The 24,219-nt window shown below is 30.4% G+C and carries 32 protein-coding genes and 1 tRNA gene; 24 read left to right on the forward strand and 9 right to left on the reverse strand.

Annotated features, from left to right (window positions below):
- Positions 1 to 110 precede the first annotated feature (110 nt).
- The 19 genes from rplB to AXF11_RS05985 all read left to right on the forward strand — a co-directional run bounded on the left by rplB (position 111) and on the right by AXF11_RS05985 (position 9,997).
- Positions 111 to 938, forward strand: a complete 828-nt coding sequence (rplB, locus tag AXF11_RS05895) for a 50S ribosomal protein L2 (RefSeq protein WP_068155806.1) — start codon at positions 111 to 113, stop codon at positions 936 to 938.
- Between the two features lie 109 nt (positions 939 to 1,047).
- On the forward strand, positions 1,048 to 1,320 hold the full coding sequence (rpsS, locus tag AXF11_RS05900; RefSeq protein WP_068155809.1) for a 30S ribosomal protein S19: 273 nt from the start codon (positions 1,048 to 1,050) through the stop codon (positions 1,318 to 1,320).
- A 17-nt stretch (positions 1,321 to 1,337) separates the two neighbouring features.
- Positions 1,338 to 1,679 (forward strand): 50S ribosomal protein L22, encoded by a 342-nt coding sequence (rplV, locus tag AXF11_RS05905; RefSeq protein ID WP_068155812.1) that lies wholly within the window; start codon positions 1,338 to 1,340, stop codon positions 1,677 to 1,679.
- 27 nt (positions 1,680 to 1,706) lie between these two features.
- A complete protein-coding gene (gene rpsC / locus AXF11_RS05910; protein ID WP_068155814.1) occupies positions 1,707 to 2,363 on the forward strand; it encodes a 30S ribosomal protein S3 in 657 nt (218 codons plus the stop codon).
- A gap of 1 nt (position 2,364) precedes the next feature.
- Complete coding sequence (gene rplP, locus AXF11_RS05915; protein WP_068155816.1) at positions 2,365 to 2,790, forward strand: 50S ribosomal protein L16; 426 nt, start codon at positions 2,365 to 2,367, stop codon at positions 2,788 to 2,790.
- Positions 2,790 to 2,981 carry a 50S ribosomal protein L29 gene (gene rpmC / locus AXF11_RS05920; protein ID WP_068155820.1) on the forward strand — a complete coding sequence of 64 codons (192 nt, stop codon included), beginning with the start codon at positions 2,790 to 2,792 and terminating at the stop codon, positions 2,979 to 2,981. Before rplP ends, rpmC begins: the two co-directional genes overlap by 1 nt.
- Positions 2,982 to 2,992: 11 nt before the next feature.
- Positions 2,993 to 3,253: a 30S ribosomal protein S17 gene (gene rpsQ, locus AXF11_RS05925; protein ID WP_082729388.1), complete on the forward strand. Its 261-nt coding sequence runs from the start codon at positions 2,993 to 2,995 to the stop codon at positions 3,251 to 3,253.
- Between the two features lie 61 nt (positions 3,254 to 3,314).
- A complete protein-coding gene (rplN, locus tag AXF11_RS05930) occupies positions 3,315 to 3,683 on the forward strand; it encodes a 50S ribosomal protein L14 (protein WP_068155823.1) in 369 nt (122 codons plus the stop codon).
- A gap of 55 nt (positions 3,684 to 3,738) precedes the next feature.
- Positions 3,739 to 4,122, forward strand: a complete 384-nt coding sequence (gene rplX, locus AXF11_RS05935) for a 50S ribosomal protein L24 (protein ID WP_068155827.1) — start codon at positions 3,739 to 3,741, stop codon at positions 4,120 to 4,122.
- 24 nt (positions 4,123 to 4,146) lie between these two features.
- Positions 4,147 to 4,701 (forward strand): 50S ribosomal protein L5, encoded by a 555-nt coding sequence (gene rplE / locus AXF11_RS05940; protein ID WP_068155830.1) that lies wholly within the window; start codon positions 4,147 to 4,149, stop codon positions 4,699 to 4,701.
- A 33-nt stretch (positions 4,702 to 4,734) separates the two neighbouring features.
- Positions 4,735 to 5,022 (forward strand): 30S ribosomal protein S14, encoded by a 288-nt coding sequence (rpsN, locus tag AXF11_RS05945; protein WP_068155832.1) that lies wholly within the window; start codon positions 4,735 to 4,737, stop codon positions 5,020 to 5,022.
- A gap of 79 nt (positions 5,023 to 5,101) precedes the next feature.
- Positions 5,102 to 5,497: a 30S ribosomal protein S8 gene (gene rpsH / locus AXF11_RS05950; RefSeq protein WP_068155835.1), complete on the forward strand. Its 396-nt coding sequence runs from the start codon at positions 5,102 to 5,104 to the stop codon at positions 5,495 to 5,497.
- Positions 5,498 to 5,530: 33 nt separating this feature from the next.
- Positions 5,531 to 6,064 carry a 50S ribosomal protein L6 gene (gene rplF, locus AXF11_RS05955; protein WP_068155838.1) on the forward strand — a complete coding sequence of 178 codons (534 nt, stop codon included), beginning with the start codon at positions 5,531 to 5,533 and terminating at the stop codon, positions 6,062 to 6,064.
- Between the two features lie 21 nt (positions 6,065 to 6,085).
- Positions 6,086 to 6,448 carry a 50S ribosomal protein L18 gene (gene rplR, locus AXF11_RS05960; RefSeq protein WP_068155842.1) on the forward strand — a complete coding sequence of 121 codons (363 nt, stop codon included), beginning with the start codon at positions 6,086 to 6,088 and terminating at the stop codon, positions 6,446 to 6,448.
- Positions 6,449 to 6,469: 21 nt separating this feature from the next.
- Positions 6,470 to 6,991, forward strand: coding sequence for a 30S ribosomal protein S5 (gene rpsE / locus AXF11_RS05965; protein WP_068155845.1), 522 nt, complete (start codon positions 6,470 to 6,472; stop codon positions 6,989 to 6,991).
- A 22-nt stretch (positions 6,992 to 7,013) separates the two neighbouring features.
- Positions 7,014 to 7,193 (forward strand): 50S ribosomal protein L30, encoded by a 180-nt coding sequence (gene rpmD / locus AXF11_RS05970; protein WP_068155850.1) that lies wholly within the window; start codon positions 7,014 to 7,016, stop codon positions 7,191 to 7,193.
- Positions 7,194 to 7,199: 6 nt separating this feature from the next.
- Positions 7,200 to 7,814, forward strand: coding sequence for a 50S ribosomal protein L15 (rplO, locus tag AXF11_RS05975; protein ID WP_068155853.1), 615 nt, complete (start codon positions 7,200 to 7,202; stop codon positions 7,812 to 7,814).
- 47 nt (positions 7,815 to 7,861) lie between these two features.
- The gene (gene secY, locus AXF11_RS05980) at positions 7,862 to 9,169 is read left to right on the forward strand and encodes a preprotein translocase subunit SecY (RefSeq protein WP_068155857.1); all 1,308 of its coding nucleotides are present in this window, start codon (positions 7,862 to 7,864) and stop codon (positions 9,167 to 9,169) included.
- A 105-nt stretch (positions 9,170 to 9,274) separates the two neighbouring features.
- Positions 9,275 to 9,997, forward strand: a complete 723-nt coding sequence (locus tag AXF11_RS05985) for an outer membrane beta-barrel protein (protein WP_068155861.1) — start codon at positions 9,275 to 9,277, stop codon at positions 9,995 to 9,997.
- 60 nt (positions 9,998 to 10,057) lie between these two features.
- On the opposite strand, the gene AXF11_RS05990 is transcribed toward AXF11_RS05985, so the two are convergent.
- From AXF11_RS05990 to AXF11_RS06015, 6 genes are all read right to left on the reverse strand, one after another.
- Positions 10,058 to 10,879, reverse strand: coding sequence for a PhnE/PtxC family ABC transporter permease (locus tag AXF11_RS05990; RefSeq protein WP_231724652.1), 822 nt, complete (start codon positions 10,877 to 10,879; stop codon positions 10,058 to 10,060).
- Between the two features lie 17 nt (positions 10,880 to 10,896).
- A complete protein-coding gene (phnE, locus tag AXF11_RS05995) occupies positions 10,897 to 11,691 on the reverse strand; it encodes a phosphonate ABC transporter, permease protein PhnE (RefSeq protein ID WP_068155868.1) in 795 nt (264 codons plus the stop codon).
- Between the two features lie 9 nt (positions 11,692 to 11,700).
- Positions 11,701 to 12,450, reverse strand: coding sequence for a phosphonate ABC transporter ATP-binding protein (gene phnC / locus AXF11_RS06000; RefSeq protein ID WP_068155870.1), 750 nt, complete (start codon positions 12,448 to 12,450; stop codon positions 11,701 to 11,703).
- Between the two features lie 271 nt (positions 12,451 to 12,721).
- A complete protein-coding gene (gene tnpA, locus AXF11_RS06005) occupies positions 12,722 to 13,183 on the reverse strand; it encodes an IS200/IS605 family transposase (protein ID WP_068154106.1) in 462 nt (153 codons plus the stop codon).
- A 319-nt stretch (positions 13,184 to 13,502) separates the two neighbouring features.
- Entirely contained in the window at positions 13,503 to 14,939 is a 1,437-nt protein-coding gene (locus AXF11_RS06010) for a hypothetical protein (RefSeq protein ID WP_068155873.1), read from the reverse strand.
- 85 nt (positions 14,940 to 15,024) lie between these two features.
- Entirely contained in the window at positions 15,025 to 15,918 is an 894-nt protein-coding gene (locus tag AXF11_RS06015; protein ID WP_068155876.1) for a peptidyl-prolyl cis-trans isomerase, read from the reverse strand.
- A 179-nt stretch (positions 15,919 to 16,097) separates the two neighbouring features.
- On the opposite strand from AXF11_RS06015, the gene AXF11_RS06020 reads away from it, so the two are divergent.
- Positions 16,098 to 16,171, forward strand: a tRNA-Gln gene (locus AXF11_RS06020).
- Between the two features lie 307 nt (positions 16,172 to 16,478).
- On the opposite strand, the gene nadN is transcribed toward AXF11_RS06020, so the two are convergent.
- Together nadN and AXF11_RS06030 are read right to left on the reverse strand one after the other, a co-directional pair.
- Entirely contained in the window at positions 16,479 to 18,269 is a 1,791-nt protein-coding gene (gene nadN, locus AXF11_RS06025) for an NAD nucleotidase (RefSeq protein WP_068155879.1), read from the reverse strand.
- Between the two features lie 92 nt (positions 18,270 to 18,361).
- Entirely contained in the window at positions 18,362 to 19,015 is a 654-nt protein-coding gene (locus AXF11_RS06030) for a metalloregulator ArsR/SmtB family transcription factor (protein ID WP_068155881.1), read from the reverse strand.
- A gap of 190 nt (positions 19,016 to 19,205) precedes the next feature.
- Between AXF11_RS06030 and trxA the strand changes: the two genes are divergently transcribed.
- The 4 genes from trxA to AXF11_RS06050 all read left to right on the forward strand — a co-directional run bounded on the left by trxA (position 19,206) and on the right by AXF11_RS06050 (position 22,243).
- A complete protein-coding gene (gene trxA / locus AXF11_RS06035; RefSeq protein WP_068155885.1) occupies positions 19,206 to 19,517 on the forward strand; it encodes a thioredoxin in 312 nt (103 codons plus the stop codon).
- 102 nt (positions 19,518 to 19,619) lie between these two features.
- On the forward strand, positions 19,620 to 20,546 hold the full coding sequence (gene trxB / locus AXF11_RS06040) for a thioredoxin-disulfide reductase (RefSeq protein WP_068155888.1): 927 nt from the start codon (positions 19,620 to 19,622) through the stop codon (positions 20,544 to 20,546).
- A gap of 14 nt (positions 20,547 to 20,560) precedes the next feature.
- Complete coding sequence (locus tag AXF11_RS06045) at positions 20,561 to 20,875, forward strand: thioredoxin family protein (RefSeq protein ID WP_068155889.1); 315 nt, start codon at positions 20,561 to 20,563, stop codon at positions 20,873 to 20,875.
- 99 nt (positions 20,876 to 20,974) lie between these two features.
- The gene (locus tag AXF11_RS06050) at positions 20,975 to 22,243 is read left to right on the forward strand and encodes an NRAMP family divalent metal transporter (protein WP_068155892.1); all 1,269 of its coding nucleotides are present in this window, start codon (positions 20,975 to 20,977) and stop codon (positions 22,241 to 22,243) included.
- Positions 22,244 to 22,410: 167 nt separating this feature from the next.
- Here AXF11_RS06050 and AXF11_RS06055 read toward each other — a convergent pair whose 3' ends face one another.
- Positions 22,411 to 24,084, reverse strand: a complete 1,674-nt coding sequence (locus tag AXF11_RS06055) for a bifunctional metallophosphatase/5'-nucleotidase (protein WP_231724653.1) — start codon at positions 24,082 to 24,084, stop codon at positions 22,411 to 22,413.
- Positions 24,085 to 24,219: the final 135 nt, after the last annotated feature.

Below are 24,219 nucleotides of genomic sequence, written 5' to 3' on the forward strand. Positions count from 1 at the left end.
ATAATTTTTTTGTGGAAATTATTTGTAAAAAATGATATAATATACGCAATTATGCAAAAAAATAATAATTTTAAAGAGAAATATTAAAAGGAAAAGAGGTAAAAAAAGTTATGCCAATCAAAAAATTAAAGCCGATAACTAGTGGGACACGGCATATGTCGATATTAGTTAACAATGAATTAGATAAAGTTAGACCTGAAAAATCTTTAGTTGAACCTTTAAATTCTTCATACGGAATTGACAACTATGGACATAGAACGGGTAGAAACAGACATAAAGGACATAAAAGATTATACAGAGTAATCGACTGGAAAAGAAATAAAATTGGAGTGCCTGCAAAAGTTGCAACTCTTGAATATGATCCAAACAGAACTGCAAATATTGCATTATTGCACTATGCAGATGGAGAAAAAAGATATATCTTAGCTCCAAATGGATTAAAAAAAGGTGATACAGTAATAGCTGGAGAAGATGTTGACATAAAGCCAGGAAATGCTTTAAAATTGAAAAATTTACCAGTTGGGACTGTAATTCACAATGTTGAACTAATGCCTGGAAAAGGTGGACAGTTAGCAAGATCTGCAGGAACAGCTGCAAGACTTATTGCAAAAGAAGGAACTTACTGCCACGTAGAATTGCCATCAGGAGAGTTGAGATTAATTCACAAAGAATGTATGGCTACAATTGGAACAGTGGGAAATTCTGAACATTCATTAGTATCATTAGGTAAAGCTGGAAGAAATAGACACTTAGGTAGAAAGCCTCATGTTAGAGGATCGGTAATGAATCCTGTGGATCACCCACATGGAGGAGGAGAAGGTAGATCTCCAATAGGTAGAAAATCACCAGTCACACCTTGGGGTAAACCAACTCTTGGTAAGAAAACTAGAGGTAAAAAACTTAGTGATAAATTTATTGTTAGAAGAAGAAAAAAATAGTATTTTAATGATATTAGATGAAAATGCTGCTTGACGCATCTAAAATATTATTTTACGATGTGTGAGCGTCATTTTTATGAGTTTAGAAAATTTGATAAAGGAGGAAAGGATGGCTCGTTCATTAAAAAAAGGACCTTTTGTTGATGCGTATTTATTAAAAAAAATAGAAGCATTGGGAGGTAAAAAACAAGTTATTAAGACATGGTCAAGAAGATCAACTATATTCCCTCAATTTATTGGACACACATTTGCTGTGTACAACGGTAAAAAACATATACCTGTATATATAACTGAGGAAATGGTAGGACATAAGTTAGGTGAATTTGCACCAACTAGAACTTTCTATGGACACGGAAAAGAAGCGAAAAAAGCTAAAAATTAACGAAAGGAGGCCTTTAGATGGCAGTAGTAGCTAAATTAAAATATCAAAGATTGAGTCCTCAAAAAGCAAGATTAGTTGCTGATATAGTAAGAGGGAAAAATGCACTGCAAGCATTAAATGTATTAAAATTTACAAATAAAAAAGCGGCAAAATATATTGAAAAAACTTTAAGATCAGCAATTGCAAATGCTGAACACAATAATAATATGGATCCTGACAAATTGTTTGTTTCAAAAATCTTAATTGATAAAGGACCTGTGTTAAAAAGAATTAGCCCAAGAGCAATGGGAAGAGCAGATGTTATAAGAAAACCAACTGCTCATATAACAGTTGAAGTTGATGAAAGACAAGAAGGATAATTTTAGACAAATAAAGGAGGTAAGTCTGTGGGACAAAAAGTAGATCCTAGGGGGATGAGATTGGGAATCACAAGAACTTGGGATTCAAAATGGTTCGCTGAAGGAAAAGAATATTTAAATAACTTTCATGAAGATTTAAAAATAAAAGAATATATCAAAAAAAATTATTATCATGCAGGAATTTCTTCTATTCAAATAGAAAGAACATCACCTACTGAAGTAGGAGTTATTGTTGAAACTGGAAAAGCGGGAATTTTAATTGGTAGAAAAGGTCAAGAAATTGAAACTTTAAAAATAAAATTAGAAAAGTTAACTGGTAAAAAAGTACAAATCAAGGTTCAAGAAATTAAAAACCCAAATAAAGATGCACAATTAGTGGCTGAAAGTATTGCGACAGCAATTGAAAAAAGGGTTGCTTATAAAAGAGCGGTTCAACAAGCTATTCAAAGAGCTGAAAAAGCTGGAATTAAAGGAATTAAAGTTATGGTATCCGGAAGATTAAATGGTGCTGAAATTGCAAGAAGTGAATGGACACTTTCAGGAAGAGTACCACTACATACTTTAAGAGCAGATGTTGACTATGCAACAGCGACAGCACATACTACATACGGTGCATTAGGATTGAAAGTATGGATTTTCAATGGAGAAGTTCTTTCTACTACAAAGGAAGGAGGAGAAAAATAATATGTTAATACCTAAAAGAACAAAATATAGAAAACAGTTCAGAGGGAAAATGGGTGGAGTTGCGACTAAAGGAAACAAAGTTAGCTTTGGAGAATTTGGACTTGCAGCAAAAGAATTTGGTTGGGTTACTTCAAGACAGATAGAAGCTTGTAGAATTACAATCAACAGAACATTTAAAAGAGAAGGTAAAATTTGGATCAGAATATTTCCTGACAAACCTTATACAAAAAGACCTGAAGGAACAAGAATGGGTAAAGGTAAAGGTAATGCAGAAGGTTGGGTAGCAGTAGTAAAAAAAGATAAAGTAATGTTTGAAGTTGGCGGAGTATCGGAAGAAACAGCCAAGGAAGCATTAAGAAAAGCTGGACATAAACTACCTATAAAAGTTAAATTTGTGAGAAAAGAAGAAGTAGGTGGTGATAAGTAATGACAATCAAAGAAATTAGAGAATTATCATTAGAAGAATTGGAAACTAAAGTAAATGAATTGAAACAAGAATTATTTAATTTAAAATTTCAAAAAACTCTTGGACAATTACAAAACACTGCTAAAATAAAAGATGTTAAAAGAACAATAGCAAGATTAAAAACTGTTGTGACTGAAAAAACTGTTAAATAGGAGGGTCCTAAGTGGAAGGTAAGAGAAACGAAAGAAAAGTAAGAGAAGGAATTGTTGTTTCTGATAAAATGGATAAAACAGTAGTTGTTTTAGAAGAAACAATGAGATTACACAAAATTTATAAAAAAAGAGTGAAAACTTCTAAAAAATATAAAGCACATGATGAAAAAAATGAATGTGGTGTAGGGGATAGAGTTCAGATTATGGAAACTAGACCATTAAGTAAAGATAAAAGATGGAGAGTTGTTACTATTTTAGAAAAAGCTAAATAATTTTTAATAGTAAAATTCAAATTTAAATGTATTTTTAATTTTTGAGAGGAGGAAATTTTAAATGGTTCAACAACAAACAATACTTAATGTTGCTGATAATACTGGAGCTAAAAAGATTATGATTATCAGAGTATTAGGTGGTTCAAGAAGAAGATTCGGTAAAATTGGTGATATCGTAGTAGCAACAGTTAAAGAAGCTATCCCTAATGGAAATGTTAAAAAAGGGGAAGTCGTAAAAGCTGTAATCGTTAGAACAAAAAAAGAATTAAAAAGAGCAGATGGTTCTTATATAAAATTTGATGATAATGCTGCTGTTATTTTAAATACTGCCTTAGAGTTGAGAGGGACGAGAATTTTCGGACCTGTTGCAAGAGAATTAAGAGCTAAAAACTTTATGAAAATTGTTTCGTTAGCACCAGAAGTACTATAAATATTTAAAATAAAGTTTTAGATAAAAGATAATTAATAGGAAGGAGAGTTTGAAAGTGGCAAAACCAAAAGTAAAATCAGTACCTAAAAAATTACATGTTAAAACTGGAGATACAGTTGTTGTAATTAGCGGAAGATCTAAAGATTTACCTAGAAGTGAAAAAAGCGCTCAAACTGGAGATAAAGGAAAAATAGGAAAAATATTAAAAGTATTCCCTAAAACTGGAAAAATTATTGTTGAAGGTGTAAATATTCAAAAAAGACACGTTAAACCTAATGCAACGAACCCACAAGGCGAAGTTGTCGAAAGAGAAATGCCAATTTTTGCTTCTAAAGTTATGCTTTGGGACGAAAGTGCAAAAAAACCAACTAGAACTAGAAAAGAATTTAGAGACGGAAAAAAAGTGAGAGTATCAGTGGTATCTGGTAACGAAATATAATATTTTAGAGAGGAGGATGAATAAATGTCTGAAAAATATATACCAAGATTGCAAAAATTATATAAAGAAGAAATTATCTCTTCTTTGATGAAAGAATTAAATTTGAAAAATATTATGCAAGTTCCAAAACTTGACAAAATTATCGTAAATATGGGGATTGGTGAAGCAGTAAGCAATCCTAAGTTAATAGATGCAGCATTAAATGAATTAAAACTGATTACAGGACAACAGCCTGTTCCAAGAACTGCTAAAAAATCAGAAGCTGGATTTAAATTGAGAGAAGGACAAAAAATTGGAGTAAAAGTAACATTGAGAAAAGAAAAAATGTACGAATTTTTAGATAGATTAATCAGTGTTACTTTACCAAGAGTGAGAGATTTTGAAGGTGTTTCTCCAAAAGGATTTGATGGAAGAGGAAACTATACATTGGGATTAAGAGAACAAATCGTATTCCCTGAAATTGAAATTGATAAAGTGGACAAAATTTTCGGATTGGGAGTTACAATCGTATCCACTGCTAAGACAGACGAAGAAGGAAGAGCATTATTAAAAGCATTTGGAATGCCATTTGCAAGATAATTTTGTATTTTAGAAGGAGGTGTAGTTTAATCAATGGCTAAAAAAGCGATGGTTGAAAGAAACTTAAAAAGAGCAAGAACAGTTGAAAAATATGCAGCTAAAAGAGCTGAATTAAAAGCAAGAGCTAAAAAAGGTGATAGAGAAGCAGTTTTGGAATTATCTAAATTGCCTAGAAACGCTTCGCCTACAAGAGTTAGAAACAGATGTCAAATTAATGGTAGACCAAGAGGTTACATGAGAGAGTTTGGAATATCAAGAGTTATGTTTAGACAATTAGCAGGAGAAGGAGTTATTCCAGGAGTTAAAAAATCAAGTTGGTAATCCAGTAAGAGTAATTTTTTTAAATTACTTGAAATAATTAAAATTAAAATTTTTCGAAAGATTGAGAGGAGGAAAATTAATGTATTTAACAGATCCTATTGCTGATATGCTTACTAGAGTTAGAAATGGTCAAATGGCTAAACATTCACAAGTAGCAGTTCCATTTTCTAAAATTAAGGAGAGTATGGCTAGTATATTAAAAAATGAAGGATACATAGCAGGTTATGAAATAAAAGAAGAAGGAGCTATAAAAAATATAGTTGTATCTTTAAAATATGTAGATGGAGAAGCTGTAATAAAAGGTTTAAAAAGAATATCTAAACCTGGAAGAAGAGTATACACATCTGTTGAAAATTTACCTAAAGTATTAGGTGGGTTAGGAATTGCCATTGTCTCAACGCCAAAAGGTGTTATTATAGACAAAGAATGCAGAAAGCATAATGTTGGTGGAGAAGTTCTTTGCTACGTGTGGTAATTTACGCATTTTATAAATATAGGAGGATAAACAATGTCAAGAATAGGTAACAAACCTATAACTATACCAGCTGGTGTAGAAGTTAAACAAGATGGTAATAAATTTACTGTAAAAGGACCTAAAGGACAACTTGAAAGAGAATTTTCCAGTGAAATAAAAGTAAAAATAGACGGTAATGAAATTAAATTTGAAAGATCAAGTAATTTACCAAATATTAGAGCACTTCACGGAACTACAAGAGCTAATTTAAACAATATGATTGTTGGTGTAAGTGAAGGATTTTCTAAAGGATTGGAATTGGTAGGGGTTGGATACAGAGTACAAACTAGTGGAAAAGGATTAACTTTAGCATTAGGATATTCTCATCCAGTTGAAATTGAAGCTGTAAAAGGTATTACTTTCAAAGTGGAAGGAAATACAAAAATTTTGGTAGAGGGAATTGATAAACAACTTGTCGGACAAGTTGCTGCAAATATAAGGGCAAAAAGACCACCTGAACCTTACAAAGGAAAAGGGGTTAAATATGCTGATGAAGTAATTAGAAGAAAAGAAGGTAAAAAAGGATAGAAAGATAGGAGGTAGATTTTAGTGATTAAAAAGCTTGATAGAAATAAATTAAGACAGAAAAAACATAAAAGTATTAGAAAAAAAATCGCAGGAACTGCACAAAGACCTAGACTTTCTGTGTATAGAAGTTCAAAAAATATTTTTGTTCAAATAATTGACGATGTGACTGGAAATACTTTAGTTTCTGCATCAACAATTGAAAAAGGTGCCAAAATTGAAAATGGTTCTAACATTGAAGCAGCAAAAAAAGTCGGAGAATCAATTGCTAAAAAAGCGTTGGATAAAGGAATAACAACTGTTGTATTTGATAGATCGGGATACATTTACACAGGAAGAGTTAAAGCATTGGCAGATGCTGCAAGAGAAGCAGGATTACAATTCTAAGAGAAAAGGAGGAAAATAACTTTGGCAAGAGAGAGAGAGAATAGAGATTCAAGAGATAATAAAGACAATGAATTCAATGAAAAATTGTTAAGAATAAGCAGAGTATCAAAAACTGTTAAAGGTGGAAGAAGAATATCATTTTCAGTATTGGCAGCAGTTGGTGATAAAAAAGGTAGAGTAGGTATTGGACTTGGAAAAGCAAATGGTGTACCTGATGCAATAAAGAAAGCGATTGCAAGTGCTAAGAAAAATTTAGTAAATGTATCATTAAAAGGTGGAACTTTACCACATGAACAAATCGGTAAATTTAATGCGACATCTGTATTATTAAAACCAGCTTCTAAAGGAACTGGAGTTATCGCAGGTTCTGCCGCAAGAGAATTATTAGAATTAGCAGGAGTGACAGACGTACTTACAAAAATTAGAGGTTCAAAAAACAAAGATAACGTTGCAAGAGCAACATTAGAAGGTCTTAAACAACTACGTTCTATTGAAGAAGTAGCAAGACTTAGAGGAAAATCAGTTGAAGAAATTTTAGGATAATATAGGTTAGGAGGTAAAATTAATGTCTAAAATAAAAGTAACACTTGTTAAAGGAATTAATGGAAGAAAGCCTAATCATGTTGCGACTGTTAAATCACTAGGATTAAGAAAAATCAGTCAAAGCGCAGTTCACAATAAAACTGCTGATATAGAAGGAAAAATAAAATTAGTTTCTTATTTACTTAAAGTAGAGGAGGTTTAAAAATAAATGAATCTTAATGAATTAAGACCTGCCGAAGGTTCTAAAAGAGAAAGAAGAAGAATCGGAAGAGGACACGGTACTGGTTGGGGAAAAACAGCTGGTAAAGGACATAACGGACAAAAACAAAGATCAGGTTCATATGTATCACCTATATTTGAAGGTGGACAAATGCCAATAGTTAGAAGAATTCCTAAAAGAGGATTTTCTAATCATGCATTTAAAAAAGATTTTATTGTAATTACATTAGACGATGTTGTTAAAAAATTTAATGACGGAGATGTAATTAGTTTAGAAACATTAGTTGAAAATGGAGTAGTTAAAAACCCACGATTTATAACTAAATATTCTGATGAAGCATTGAGAAATATTAAAGGAAGAAAAGCTGTAAAAGCTTACTTAAAAGAAAATATTGAATCATATGTGAAAGAAAGAGAATATACAAGTTTATTAAAAATTATTGGGAATACAGAAGTTAACAAAAAATTAACAGTAAAAGCTCATAGAATCTCAAAAACAGCTAAGGAATTAATTGAAAAAGCTGGTGGAAACGTAGAGTTGTTAGAAATAAGAACATATTCAGCTAAAGCAGGAAATAATAAAAAAGAAGATGAAGTTAAGTAAGATTTTAATATCTTGCTTTTTCTTCATATATTAAAGGAGTGGTAAAATTGACTCTAGCTGAAGCAGTAACTAGTAGATTAAAAGCTATATTTAATATTCCTGAGCTAGAAAAAAGAGTTACATTTACATTGCTTATGATACTTGTCGCAAGAGTTGGAATTCATATTGCAGTACCAGGAATAAATCAGGAAGCTTTTAAAAATTTTCAAAGTAACAATGCAATTGCTCAATTTTTAAATTTATTTTCCGGTGGAGCGGTGGAAAGAGCATCTATTTTTGCGCTAGGAATAGTTCCGTACATCAACGCTTCAATTGTGTTTCAATTATTGGGAGTAATTTTCCCTAAAATTGATGAAATGCAAAAAGAAGGTGGAAAAGAAAGAGATAAAATAACTCAGTGGACTAGATATGTAACCATTGTATTGACATTTATTCAATCATTTGGGATAGCAATTATGCTACAGAATCAAGGTTTAGTATTGGAGCCAGGAGCTAAGTTTGTAATTAGTGCAGTAGTTTTAATTACAGGTGGAACTTCGTTTCTTATGTGGATTTCTGAAAGAATTTCCATAAGAGGAATTGGAAACGGGACTTCAATGTTAATTTTCTTAAATATTGTTGCAGGATTGCCGAATGTTGTAAATCAGATGATGATTCAGTTAAAATCAGGTATGGGAGCAGTTTTACAGACATTGTCATTTGTGGCTTTTGTTGTGTTCATAACTCTTATGGTATACGTGCAGTTAGCTGAAAGAAGAATTCCTATTCAATACGCAGGAAAAGGAAGTCTTGGTTTTGGTGGAGGAACAAGTTCAGTCGGAAAAAGAACTTACTTGCCATTAAAAATAAATATGTCTGGAGTAATGCCAATCATTTTTGCCTCAGTATTAATGGCAGCACCACCATTTTTGGTAGGAATGTTGAAAAGTGGAAGAATAAAAAATATATTGGCAGCTCAGTTTGAGCCAAAGGGTCCGCTATATTTATTATTATTCGCAGTATTAATTACAGTTTTTTCATTTTTTTACACACTTACAATAGCTTTTGATCCGGAAAAAGTGGCCGAAGATTTGAAACAAAGTGGAGGAACAATTCCAAGTATAAGAGCTGGAGCCGAAACGGCAGATTATTTAGAAAAAGTTGCAACGAGAGTAACATTTGGAAGTGCCCTATTTTTATCAGTATTGGGAATTATGCCTAATATATGGTTTGGATATGTTCTAAATCTTCCTGTTATGCTTGGTGGAACAAGTTTACTAATCTTGGTGGGGACAGCGGTAGAATTATTACTACAAATTGATTCTTATCTGGCGGTTAAAAAAATGAAAGGTTTTGTAACAAAAAAACATAGATAAAAAATAAAGTGCTTTTGAATGTTTAACATTTTTAGCACTTTTTTATTTAAAATTTAATGTTTCTGTGATATAATAAACGTAACAAAAAGAATTAGGAGGTTTGTTATGAAAAAATTAATTTTATCAGTTTTTATACTTACAACATTAGTTTCTTTTGCAGAAGGAAATAGCGTAGATGTCAGAGCAGGACTAGATTTAGGTTCAAAGTCTAAAGTCAAAAATGAAGATTTTAGTTTTGATTTATTAAAAAAGGGATTTGAAATTGGTACAGAATATAGAAGAAATTTAGGTGCTGGATTTGAAGCAGGAGCAGGTATTTTTTATAAGAGAAATAATTTTAAAAAAGAAGTTTTGGATGATGCTCTTGTAGATGAGGCTTCATATGATACAAAATATAAAAGTTTTAATGCAGTTCCGATTTATGCAACAGCAAGATATAACTTTAATACAAATTCAGACTTTGTTCCTTATATAAAAGCTAATTTGGGATATTCTATAAATTCAGGGAAAGCTGAATCAAATTATACTGGAGTAGGTACATCTAAGTATTATGATATAGCAGGAAAATTAAATGAAAAATTTGAATTTAAAAATGGACTTTACTATGGGCTTGGAACAGGATTAAAATATAAAAATTTCTTTGCTGATTTATCATATAATGTAATCAGAGCTAAAGTTGAAAATAACTATATGAGTAGTGCAAGATATTCTTCGGTAACTGCTTCAGGAACAACTACGAGAAGTACAGAATATGAATTTGATAAAGATGATTATAAAGTTAATAATAGATTTGTTACATTAAGTTTTGGATATAGTTTCGAATTTTAATAAGATAAAAAAATCTCTAATTTAGAATAATTTCTTTTTTAGGGATTTTTTTATAAATTTTTATTTTTTCAAATAATTTTTCTTCAAAAAATAAGAAATAAGTTCTAGTATAACTGCAACTGAAAAAATTAAATAGACGAAAACTCCAATTTCTTGAATATCAAAATACATCGTTCCAGCCATAAACATATCGTATCCTGTTCCACCAGCTCCGGCGGCAGCTCCTACCAAAACTGCATTTGTAAAATTTATTTCAAAACGGATAAAAGTCCAAGATAAAATGGATGTAATTGTGCTGGGAAAAATTGCGCAAAAGACAATTTGCCAAAAAGAAGCTCCAGTTGATTTTAATGCTTCAATGATGCCACTATCAATCTCTTCAAAACTTTCTGAATAAGCTTTTACGAGGTAAGCTACACTGTGAAAAGTCATTCCTATTACAGCTGCTTCGACCCCAATATTTGCAACCACTGAAAAAACCATTACCCATAAGATAGTTGGAATTGCACGGATAAATGACATTATCACTTTTATGATTTTTGAAGTCTTTGCACCTGATAAATTTTTTGCTGATAGAAATGCTAAAAATAGTGCAATCACTGAGCCGATTATTGTCGATAATATCGCCAGTGAAATTGTGATTAATAAATCATTTAGGACTTCTAAAAAAGTGTATCTGTCAGATAACTGCGGTGAGAAAAACATAAGTTTTAAATCTTTAAAAAGACTTCTCGTCGAAATTTTTATATTTACTCCGCCAAAGTCCATAGTGGCAAATGTGTAAATCGTCAAAAGAAATAAAACTGCAAAAGTTAAATATAAATATATTTTTTGCTTTGTAATTTTTTTTATTTTTATATTCTTGTTGTAATTATTTTTCAAAATAAAAATCACTTCCTTTACATCATTTCGTTTCGCAATTTGTTAGAAAGAAGTTCAATGCTTACTACAATTACTGTTATAACTAGAATAACCAATCCTGCGGCGTCATATCTAAAACTTCTGTAATATAAGTTAAATGTAAATCCAATTCCGGTTCCTGTTAAAATCCCAATTAATGTCGCTTCTCTTATGTTATTCTCGATGAAGTAAAGTAGCCACGAAATAAATTGTGGAAAGACGGTTGGAAAAACTCCGCAGAAAATAATTTGTAGATATGATGCTCCTACAGATTTTAGCGCTTCTATATTGTCATTTGCAACTTCGTCAATTGTTTCTGAAAAAGCTCTGGTTAAGTATCCAAAAGTTATGAAAAATAGGGATAAAAAACCAGTAAATTCACTTTGCTTAAAAGAGAAAAGCAAGATTAAAGACCAGGCTACAACTGGCATATTTCTAAAAAAAGAAGCGATAACTTTGGATAGAATTTTTGTTAAAATATTAATTCCAGTAGTATTTGAGCCAATAATTGCTAAAAATAGTGCAAATACTGCGGAAATCATCGTAGAACTTATGGAAAGTAAAATAGTTTTTATGGCAGAATCCAAAATTATTGGAAAGTATTGGATAGAATTTTGAGTTGGAATAAATTTTTGAAATAGCCAAAAGATTCCAGAAGGAATTGAAAAAAAGGCAGTTCCATTTTTAAATCCAGCTGTGATTGAGGAAATTAGATAAAGGCCTATTAGTATTAAAAAAAATATTATTTTGGAATAAAGTCGTTTTTTGAAAATATCTTTTTGATTTAGTTCCATAAATTCCTCCTACTCATTCTCCTCATTTTTATAAACATCTTCAATTATTTCGTTTGTCAAATTTTCGACTTTTCCATCAAAAACTTTTTTTCCTTTATTAAGTGCGACAATTCTAGTCGAATATTTTTTTGCTATTTCGACTTGGTGAAGATTTATTATACAAGTAATTTTCATTTCTTTGACAATTTTTTTCAAATAATCCATTATATTTTTTGAAGATTTAGGATCAAGTGAAGCGATTGGCTCGTCGCATAAAAGTAGTTTTGGGTTTTGCATAATAGCTCTTGCAATCCCTATCCGCTGTTTTTGTCCACCGGAAAGTTCACTGCATTTTTGATAGGCATATTTTGTCATGTTGACTTTTTCCAGTAAGTTAAAAGCATTTTTCTTTTCCTCTTGTGTATAAAGTCCAAAGATGGAAGAAAAAGTAGATTTATATCCAAGTTGACCATGCAGTACGTTTTCAATCCCAGTAAGCCGTTCCACTAAATTATAATTTTGAAAAATCATTCCCATTTCTCTGTGAATGTTTTTTATTTCTTTTTTTTTCATCTTTGTAATGTCATTGTTTTCAAAATAAATCGAACCAGAAGTTATATCAATCATTTTATTAATACTTCTAAGCAAAGTTGACTTTCCTGCGCCAGATGGTCCAATTATCGAAATAAATTCTCCTTTTTCCACATCCAAAGAAACGTTATTCAAAGCAACTATCCCATTTTTATATTTTTTTGAAACATTTTTTAGACTGAGTAACATAATTTTCCTTTCCAAAAATATAATAAAAATACATTTTTAAAAGAGCTAAGTTAATGCCAGTATATCATTTTTTTTAGTAATTATCAAGATAGTAAATATCTAATAACAGAGTAAAATATTTAGGAGTAAGTCAAGACCACCCTTCAAAAGGGTGGCTTGCTCTACGGCTATAAGCCGTCGGGTCTCCTACTTCGCCTAAAGACGATACTTGACCTTCGTTCAAGCTACTGTTGTATTTGACTCGTTGCTACCTCTTAAAGAGGTATCCGTACTACTTGCTACCCTTAAAAGGGTCTTCATATTCCTTTACACTTAATTTGTCCATCGCTATATCATGTTTCTCCTGTTCGGCTATATATTTTTTTATTGTTGCTTCATTTAAGCCTACTGTGCTTACATAATATCCTTCTGACCAGAAATGTCTGTTTCCAAATTTATATTTTAAGTTTGCATGCTTATCAAACATCATCAATGCACTTTTCCCTTTCAGATATCCCATAAAACTTGATACACTTATTTTTGGTGGTATGCTTACCAGCATATGCACGTGATCTTTCATCAGATGTCCTTCTATTATTTCAACTCCTTTATATTCACATAATCTTCTTAAAATTTCTCCCACACTTTTTCTGTATTGACTATATACAATTTTTCGTCTATACTTAGGTGTAAATACTATATGATACTTACACATCCATTTAGTATGAGACAGGCTATTAGTTTTATTAGCCATATAAACACCTTCCTTTCATTAATAGTAGCTTGAACAACTCTATTATAACGGAAGGTGTATTTTGTTGCAAACTTACGTTTCCGCACCCGCATAGCAGGTGGTTTTATGTTTCGCACGCTTTGCGTACTCAACTGACTAAAGTCAATAATAAAAACTTCTATTTTAAGTTTTTTATTCAACTCACGAAATTACTAAAATAATTTTTTTTGTTAAGTAAAAAATATTTTGGGTACAGATTTTTAGTTTTATATAAAAAAATAGGAAGTAAAAAATTCTTCCTATTTGCTGTTTTTGTAATCTAGTTTTGAATTTGTGAACTTTAATTGCTTTTTTCATTTTGTCCATTCGTTTGACTATTTTCATTTAACGAATTTGGTAAAGTGCTATTTTTATTTTGCTCATTAGTTTGCGGTTGTTCTAATACAACAATTTTATCAAGCGATAACAAATCTTTTTTTAGTGTATCAAGTTTATTTACTTTAATATTTACATTTTCAATAAGATTTTCAATTACTCTTGTCTGCTCTGCATATTTTGCCATCAATTGATTGTAATCATTAACTTTTAGACTTTCCATCTTTTGTAGTAATAATTGCTTTTCTTCATCGGTTAAAATTGTGTTATTTAAGTTTTTAAAGTTATTATTTTCTAATACGACTTCAGAAACTAATTTTATAATTTTTCCAGAAATTAAGTTATTTTTTAGGTATTCAATTACAGTATTTATTTTTTTATCTGAATATAATATTCTCATCGACAAATCATTTTCTCTATAGGCAATTTGATAATCTTCATTTTTTTTATTTATCAAAGCTTTTAAATTATTTTGAGAAATATATCCATTTAAGTTTTGAGGATTTTTCAAATCATTTACAACAACCTCTCCGTTATTTATATTTACATTACTAATAGAAATTTTTAAATTTTCTATTTCTTTTATTAATTTTACAACTTTTAAAGATTTACTTAATGTATTTCCTATTACTTTTCCTTTGTCCATAAAGATATATAAATTCATATTTTGAATGTTGTTATTATTCATTTTATTGACGTCGTTCATTGATATTTCCTTTTCCAGCTTTGTCAATTCGGTTGAAACGTTTTGTAGCATCAGATTTCTTTCGTCTTCAATTTTTGAAAGCGATTTTTCTGCATTTTCTTTTTCCTCGTTTATCGACTTTACAAGTGGGTTAAGTTCACTATTCAAATCTACAATTTTTTGTGCTTTATTTTTTAAATCTTTGGAAGTGCTGTAATCATTTTTTAGTGTATTTGTTTTTATTATGTCTTCTTTTATTTTATTATTTATAAAATTATCGATGTCATTTGCCAAAACTTTGGTATTTAGTGTAGTTTCTCTCACGAATTCGTCGGTTGTCTTGTTTTCTTTTTGTGAACTTTCTGGGATTTCTAATTTTTCAATAAAATTATCAATTTTTTCATCTTTTTCTTTATAAATTTTGTCCAAATTTACTTGTTCTAATTTAAGATTTGATAATTTCACAGAAGGGATCATTTTAAAAAGTCCACTTCGTGTTGGAATAACCGTAGCTCTTCCTCTACCCAAATTGTTTCCGTTTATGACAAAATTATCAAAAGTCATTTCTCTATTTTTTAAAGAAAATTTTACATTTTGAAATTCTGAATTTTTTGTTTTAGTCATAAATGAGATAATATTATTTGAAAAAATTACTCCACCAAGCAACAAAAATAGAACCAATAAAACTAAAACAAGTATAAATTTTAAAAATTTCATAATCTTCTCCTTATTAAATAAGCTGTCAAAAATAGAAAATCTTTCTATTTCAAACAGCTCCTATTTTTATTTTATTAATATTTAATTATTTTACATCTTTTATTTTATCAGCTATATTAGTTATTTTAAATTCATCCGCTACTGCTTTCATAAAAACTTGCTGTTCCATCTGTCTTTTTTGTGCTCTTATTTGTGCTTTTATATCTTCTTTAACTGTTTCAAAAGGAATTTGTCCTTTAGGATTTTTTTGCAATACTTTTACGATGTATAATTCATTTGCACCAACAGGAATTACGCTATTTACAACTTGACCACTTGACACAGTTTGTACAGCTTTACTGATTGGTTCAAAACTTTTTGTTAATTGAGATATAGGTATTTCTTGAGTTTCTCCTGTTCCGCTGCTTGAATTTCCATTATATTTTTGTACGTAAGAAGTAAAGTTTGATGGGTTTGCCATAACTTCTCTTAAAGCTGTATCCGCTTTTGCTTTATCACTTGCACGAAATACGATAAGTTGTAATTTTACAGTGTCTTCTGGTCTTTGGAATTTTGCAATATTTGCATCATAAGCCGCTTTTGCGTCAGAATCAGACACTTTTACTTTTTCATTTAAGTCATTGACTACAGCAAGTGTCGCTAAAGCCTGTTCCTTTATGATATCTTCACTTTGTGTATATTTTTTATCTTTGTCCAATTTTTGCTCTTTTGCTTTTAAAACTAATGCTCTATTTAAAGCTATATTTTGAATAATATTTTTTTTCATTTGAGCTATTTGATCCGCCGTCAAATCTTTTTCAGAAACACCGCTAGAAAATAAAGATTTTTCTAGTTCAAGATTTACTTCATTTTCGTATACTTTTATTTTTTTATCATCTGATTGAAATAAAACTTTTCCTCCTTTTCCACCATTTCCACATGATACAGCAAATGCACACAATGCTGCTATTACTATAACTAATTTCATTTTATTTTTCATTAAACTATCCTCCAAATTTTAATTGCATTAATAAATTTTTTTACTTAATTTTACGTGCTTTTATTCTAGTATAGAATTACATTTTTGTCAAGATATTTATATAGATACGATGAAGTAAAATAAAAAAATCTTGAAAAATTTAGAAAAAAATGGTATTATATGTCTGTTAAAAAACTTATTCAGGAATAGTCTAATGGTAGGACGTCCGGCTCTGACCCGGCAGGTAGTGGTTCGAATCCATTTTCCTGAGCCAAATAAATATAAAAAATTTAAAAATTTGAATTGTACCCAGAATCTTGAACTATAAGATATGTGGTGCATTTTTTAATTTTACAGAAAAATAGAAAATTAAATATCTGAAAAAAATGCTTTTTGTATAAAGACGAATGAGAAGATTTAAAGCTCAAAGATCATATAAATATAAATGGATCTATTTAATGGATTTATTTCAGATTCAAATCAAAAAAGGATTAATTTCTGCTTTACACAGAAAATCAATCCTTGATAGAGTATTTAGTATTTAATTTTTCTTGAGTTAGTTTCCTTTGTTTCCCTGTTCTTTAATATTTGAAAACCACATTTGAGCTCTTCGGTCTTGAAATTTCTTTTTTAGCTTTTACATAGTCAATAAAAATAGGGACGTCGCTTAAATATGTATTTGTTCCACCACGAGTTTTTATGATTTCACCAAGAGTTTTGTAACCGTCTTTTCCACTTGCAATGTATGAATTTGTTCCCATTACATAAGTTTTGTTTGAGTCAATTGGAACCCATTCGTTTGATTTTCTGTCAAGCACTTCGATTTTTTTGACTCTTGTTCCAAGTTTTCCCGCTTTTGTAGCTTCATATCTGATTCCTGCACCATAAGGGAATGATCCAGTTGAACCACCTGTAAGTGAATAATCTATCGCATCTTCAAGCACCTGTTTTACTTCTGAACCTTTGATTTCAAGCGTATAAATTGTATTTGTGGCAAAAGGAAGCAAAGTATACGCAAGGTCATAGTTAAATTCTCCTGGTTCCAGAGTAATTCTTATATTTCCGGCATTTCCAATGACAAAGTCGATATTTCTAGTTCCAATAGTTTTTAATTTATCTAAAACTGATTCCATGACAAGAGTTGTTGCAAGAGAACCTTCTGGATTTTTTGCGTCTGGAATACGGTTTTCAGAACCACCTGGAATTTTATCTAAAATTTTTCCAACTGATTTTTTACCCATTTCATTTTTTTCTTTTTTGTAACCTTCTAATAATTTTTCAGCTTGAGGTTCATTTTTTACAAATTTAATATTTTTGTTTTCATTTACAAATTTAATAACTTTATCTTTTTCTGCTCCAGTCAATTGAATTTTTTTATCGTCTTTATCCTTCACTTCAAAAAAATTATCTCCAATTAATAATTGTGGATTTGCTACGACATTTGTAACAACTCCTTTTGGGTTAAAGTCTAATTTTAATTGACCAAGTAAATAAGCATAACACCAAGCTTCTACTACATAAGTTGGCTCACCGTTAGCATGGTCAATTTTTTTTGGATAATCAGGATCTGCCACTTTTAGTCCAAATTGTTCAAATTGAGAACCCAATAAATAGTGTGTGTCTCCTGATACGATTAAGTCAATTCCTTCAACTTTTTTTGCAATTTCGAGATTTCTTTCGTATCCTGCATGGGAAAGCAGGATTATTTTGTTAATTCCTTTATCTTGAACTTCTTTTACATATTTTTTCGCTGTTTCCACTTCGTCGTAAAATTTTATATCGTCTCCAGGGCTTGAAGATTCTTTAGTTTTTTTCACAACTTCGATTCCGATAATTGCAACTTTTTCGCCATTTATATTTTTAATGATGTAAGGTTTCCATTTATTTTCTAAGATGCTTCCTTTATCAGGTACGACATTTGCTGAAACAACTGGAACTTTTAGAACATCTAAAAATCCTTTTAATCCTTTATTTCCAGCATCGAATTCGTGATTTCCCAATGTGAATGCGTCAAATTTGATTTCGTTCATTATATTTGCGTCCGCTTTTCCTTCAAATAATGTGAAATAAAGAGTTCCTGTTTGTGCATCTCCAGCGTGTAAGACAAGGGTGTTTTTGTTTTTAGCTCTAAATTCGTCAATCGCTTGAGCCATTCTGGCCATTCCGCCAATATTTACTGTAACTGTCTTATCCCCAAGCTTTAATGGCATTTTTTCTTCTTCCAGATGCGAGTGATGGTCGTTGATGTGAGCGACGTTTAACTCAAAAGTAGAGTTAACATTTTTTTTACTTTTAGCTGTTTTTGCTACTGTAATATTTTGTGTAGCAGAAAATGCTGTAATTGTCAGCGCTAATAAAAATAATTTTTTCATAAAAAACTCCTCCTAAATATCTTTTTATATTTAAATTATAGTATAATTTTACAAAAAAATCACGAAAAATTTTATATTTAGATAAAATTTTTTTAAATTTTAGATTTGTTCCATTCATAGTAACTCTGATTTAAGCTATATGCACAAAATCCATGATTTGTTAGTATCCTAGAAGCAATATTAGCATAGGCGCAGTTTCTTCCACGACAATAGACAATGATTTTTTTATCTTTTGGCAAATCTTCCAATCTTCCTTCCAACATTTTCATTGGAATATTTATGGCATTTTCAATATGATTAGAATTAAATTCATCTTCTGGTCGCAAGTCGATTATTAAAACATTTTCTTTTTTTACCATCTCTTGTGCTTCTTTAACAGTTAAAATTTTTGCCTTGCAACATTTTTCATAAAACTCGTCGTGAATTTTTTGAACATCAGAAAGCTGTGTTTCTCCAACATTTATCAAAAGATACACCAAATCAATAATTTTTTCATTGGAAATTTTATAGACAACAAAATTTTTCTTTTTTTCACACGAAACCAAATTTCCATCTTTTAATATTTGCAAGTGTCTAGAAGTGTTCGCAACTGTCATTCCTGTTTCAAGTGAAATTTTTTCCACAGTTTTTTTCCCTTGTGCAAGTAAATCTAAAATTTCAATTCGTTTATCACTTGACAGACATTTTCCAATTTTTGAAAGTCCATTGTAAAGACTGTTTTTATATTTAATACACAATTCATCCATTTTTTACCTCATTTTTTCTTTTGTAATTATATTTTTAAATAAAATTGTTGACAAAATTTTTTAAATATGTTATTATTCAATTACTTAATTGAATAGTTGAATTTCTAAAATTAGTATATCATAATTTTTAGAAAAAATAAACTATAAAATTTTAAATAAATGAAATTAATACAGAAAGAGGCGATGTTTTATGGCAATAAATTTAAGTAAAGATAATTTTGAAACAACAATTTCAAGCGGAGTGGTTTTGGTAGATTTTTGGGCAAGTTGGTGTGGACCTTGTAAAATGCAGCTTCCTATAGTTGAAGAACTATCGAATGAATTGGGAGAAAAAGCAAAAGTTGGGAAAGTGAATGTTGATGAGCAATTAGAATTAGCACAACAATTTGGAATCCAAAGTATCCCTACATTGATTTTGTTCAAAGATGGAAAACCTTTAGAAAAAATGGTTGGACTTCAATCGAAGGAAACTTTGTACGAAAAGATAAACGGTGCATTATAAAAAATTAAAATTTAATTTTGGGTAAAAGATTTTAAAGAAAAATTATGAATTTTAGAAATTGTCTTTATTTGTAATTTTTCTTTTTTTAGAAAGGGAGAAAAAATGTTATATGATTCAGTAATTATAGGTTCTGGACCTGCTGGACTTACAGCTGCAATTTATTTGGGACGGGCAGGACTAAAAAATATTATAATAAACGGAATGGAACCGGGAGGACAGCTTACAACTACGACTGAAGTGGAAAACTTTCCAGGATTTCCTAAAGGAGTTGACGGGTCACAATTAATAGAAGATATAAAGTTGCAAGCAAAAAATTTTGGGACAGAATTTTTACAGGCGGAAGTAAAAGAGATTGAATATAATGAAAGACCCTTTAAAATTCACTTGGACAATAAAAATATTATTGAAGCTAAAACAATAATTGTGTCGACAGGTGCGAGTGCAAGGTATTTGGGAATTGAAAATGAAAGAGAAAATATTGGAAGAGGTGTCAGCGTTTGTGCAACTTGCGATGGGTTTTTTTATCGTGGAAAAGAGGTCGTTGTAATTGGCGGAGGAGATACCGCGATGGAAGAAGCAACTTTTCTTACAAGATTCGCAACAAAAGTTACAATTGTTCACAGGAGAGATGAGCTAAGAGCATCAGCAATTATGCAAAAAAGGGCTAAAGATAATGAAAAAATTGCTTGGAAATTGAATTACACTCCTAAAAAAGTTTTGTCTGATGGAAAAGTTACAGGAATTGAATTGATAAATAATAAAACTGGAGAAACAGAAATTTTGAAGACAGATGGAATTTTTGTGGCAATTGGAAGAAATCCGAATACAAAATTTTTAGGAAATGCTGTTGAATTGGATAAAAATGGATATATTTTGACAAAAGGTAAATCCTCAAAAACAAATATACAGGGAATCTTTGCTGCTGGAGATGTATGTGATGCTAGATACCAGCAAGCCATAGTCGCTTCAGGAAGTGGAGCAATAGCGGCACTTGATGCAGAAGAATATTTAGTGGAAAATAGTTTATAATTTAAGGAGTTAAAATGAAAGAAATATTAAATTATGAAAAATTAATAGAAGTTATTAATAACGAAAAATTATTTTTGCTTTATATTTCAAGTCCTACTTGTGGAGTTTGTAAAGCAGATTTTCCAAAAATTAAAAAAATTGCAGAAAAAGAAAATATTAAAAGTTATAAAATTGATATAACAAAAGTTAAAAAAGCTGCAGGACAGTTGCTACTCTTTTCTGTTCCTGCCGTTCTTCTTTTCTATGAAACAAAAGAAATTCATAGACAGTCTAGAATTATAGATTTTGAAGAATTAAAATTTAGAATCAAACAAAGTAAATTAATGTAATTTAAAATTTTTTTAAAAGTGTTATGTTATCAATTTGACATTTTCTCAGATTTGGTATATTATATGTACTATAATTAAATACTAAGTTAGGAGAAAAAAATGGAAAATTCAATTACAAATGAAACAAAATCAACTTGGAAAACAAAATTAAAAGCAATGGGACCCGGTATTGTTATGGCGTCAGCAGCTGTAGGAGGTTCGCACATTGTATCGTCAGCACAAGCAGGAGCAATTTACGGATGGCAATTACTACTTGTTGTTATTTTAGTAAATTTATTTAAGTATCCATTTTTTAGATTTGGTGTTCAATATACACTAAATACAGAAAAAACTTTGGTTGAGGGTTACGAAAAAAGAGGAAAAGGTTATCTTTGGGTATTTTTTATATTGAATGTATTTTCTGCAATGGTAAATACAGCAGCAGTAGGTATGCTTACCGGTGCAATTATGATGAATATTATCCCAAATGGTTTTGGACTTTCAGTCGGGCAAATCACAATAATATTAATCGTTTTAATGTGGGCTATGATAATTCTTGGAGGATATGGAGTTCTTGATGGAATTTCAAAATTTGTTATGATTTCTTTGACGTTAGCAACTACAATTGCAGTAATTATAGCTGTTATTAAAGGAGGACGTCATATTCCAGCAAATTTTGTGGCACCATCTCCATGGCATCTTGCATCGCTTCCATTTATCATATCACTGATGGGTTGGATGCCTGCGCCAATAGAAATTTCAGCAATAAATTCAATGTGGTTAAAAGAAAAAAAACGTTCATCAAATGTTTCGTATGAAGATGGATTATTTGATTTTAATGTTGGATACATAGGAACAGCTATTCTTGCAGTTATATTTTTAGCACTTGGAGCATTAATCCAATACGGTTCACCTGAAAAAGTAAAACCAGCAAGTGCCGCTTACATTGCGCAACTTATAAAAATGTACATGACTGAAATTGGTTCATGGTCGAGACTACTTATTGCGTTTATAGCATTTATGTGTCTGTTTGGAACAACAATTACTGTTATTGATGGATATTCTCGTGCAAATAATGAGACATTAAGACTTCTTTTAGGAAAAGAAAAACCTTCACAAAAATCTCTTAATATCTGGTTTACAGTAACTTCAATAATCGGTATTTTGATCGTGCTTTTATTCTCGGGAAATGTTGCTAAAATGATGCGTTTTGCAATGATTGCTTCATTTATCTCAACACCAGTTTTTGCGTGGTTAAATTTGCAACTTGTTAAAACAGGGAAACATAAAGTGTCAGGAGCTTTATATTGGCTTTCAGTTGTAGGACTAATTTATCTTTCGGCTTTTGCAATTTTCTTTATGGTAGCCTATTTCGGAGGACTTTTATAAAAAAATTTAAAAATTAAAATTTGTACCGAAAAACTAAGTAATACAAAAAGTTTGGAGGTACATTTTTTATTTATAAGAAAATTAGGTTTATATTTTTTTATAAAAAAATAGTCAAATAATTTATTCGACTACTTCTTATTACTAATAAAATTAAAATTTTTAAATTTTTAAAGTCCTATTATTTCCCAGTTATCATGACTTTTTCCATTAATCACTCCATTTTTTACATTTTGAATGTAAGCTATCATCATATTCTGAATAGTTCCAGCATCGCCTCCCAGTTCGTCTTTTGATGACCACAGTATTTTTATATTTTCTCCTTCAAATATTCCGCCTTTTTTTATTAACTGTTGAAATCTGTATGAGTTCATTCCAACTTTCAATTTCATCTCGGGAGTGATTTTCTCTCCATTTTCAAGTGCCAAATTTATAACTTTTTGACCTTTTTGATTTCTTAAGTCAATTTTATATTTTACACCGCCAAAAATATCAAAATTAACATATTTTGACTTCAATCTTTCCTTGTTGTAACGATAGTTTTTGTCGTCTCTCTGAATCGTGTCAAAATAATCTGCTGACCATTCCATATATTTTTTTAACTGAGCTCCCGTCATTTCAAAAACTGTTACATCTCCTCCAGCGTATCTGTAATTGTAAATAATATCTTTTCTTTTTATATCCCCTCTATTCAATTTTATATTTTCATAGTCGTAAGAAAATGAAACAACATCAGCTTTACTGTAATACTTTTCCACATCGGTAATAAATGATGACATCCCTGTATCTTTTGCAAATGAAATTGATACTCCACAAGTTTTTCCTTGCGGTACCATATCGTTTAGCGTAACTCCAATTTTTTCATTGGCAATTTTACGAAGTCTATCGTGGTAGGGTTTGTAAATTTTTTCTACTTCTTTGTCAGCTTCTTCTTTTGCGACGGAAACTGTTTTTGAGTCTTTGTTCAGTAATTCCACTTTTTTCCCATTTACATTAAATTTTAAATTAATTTCAGAAACAACCATTCCATATTTGAAAGGTTCTGTGATAAGAACACCATTTATAATATTTTTAGATACATTTTGATGCATATGTCCCGCTAGGATAACATCTATCTCAGGCACGGCATTTGCTAGATCTTTTACGCCTGTTTCGCTTATGCCGTTTTCATTGTCAATGCCCATATGAGCGACAACAACTATTGCATTTGCACCTTGCTTTTTTAAAATTTTAATCTGTTCTTTTGTTTCGGAAATTATGGGTGCAAAGTGAAAATCTTTTAAAAAACCTGTGTCTTCTTCAAATTTTTTTGACATAGGAGTTGAAAGTCCAATAACTCCAATTTTTACTCCATCTTTTTCAATAATTGTTGCAGCGTCTAAGTATCTTTTTTTTTCTTTGGATAAATTGAAGTTGTTTTTGTTTTTGTCGTTGTAAAATAAATTTGCAAGTAATTTTTTTGCTTCCATATCTTTTAAAATATTTGTCAAAGTTGGCATTCCAAAGTTAAACTCATGATTTCCCGGCACAAAGACATCGTATTTCATATAATTTAACACTTGTGGAACTGGGTGCTTTTTATCATTTGCAAAGTATTCAATCCAGTTATCCTGAATAGCATCTCCAACTTCCATAAGAAGCACATTTTTGTTGTTTTTTCTCACTTTGTTTACATAAGTGGAAATTTGTGCATAAGAACCTGATTTATCTTCTTTGTCAGCAGCGTAGTCCCAAGGTACAACTTTCCCATGAACATCGCTTGTCCCCAGTATTTTGATGTTTACTTCTCTCGTAAATCCTATTGCAGATAACGCCAGTAAAAAGGCACTCACTTTTCTTCTCACAATTATTTCTCCTTTTCTCACTAGTTTCATTGAAACGACATAAACGAGAGTGTAAATTTTTTGTGAATACAATAACTGCTATATTATTGAATTTATATCTATAATTACATAAAATTATGGACACCCTCACATAAC

Source organism: Leptotrichia sp. oral taxon 847 (assembly GCF_001553645.1).
GTDB lineage: Bacteria > Fusobacteriota > Fusobacteriia > Fusobacteriales > Leptotrichiaceae > Leptotrichia.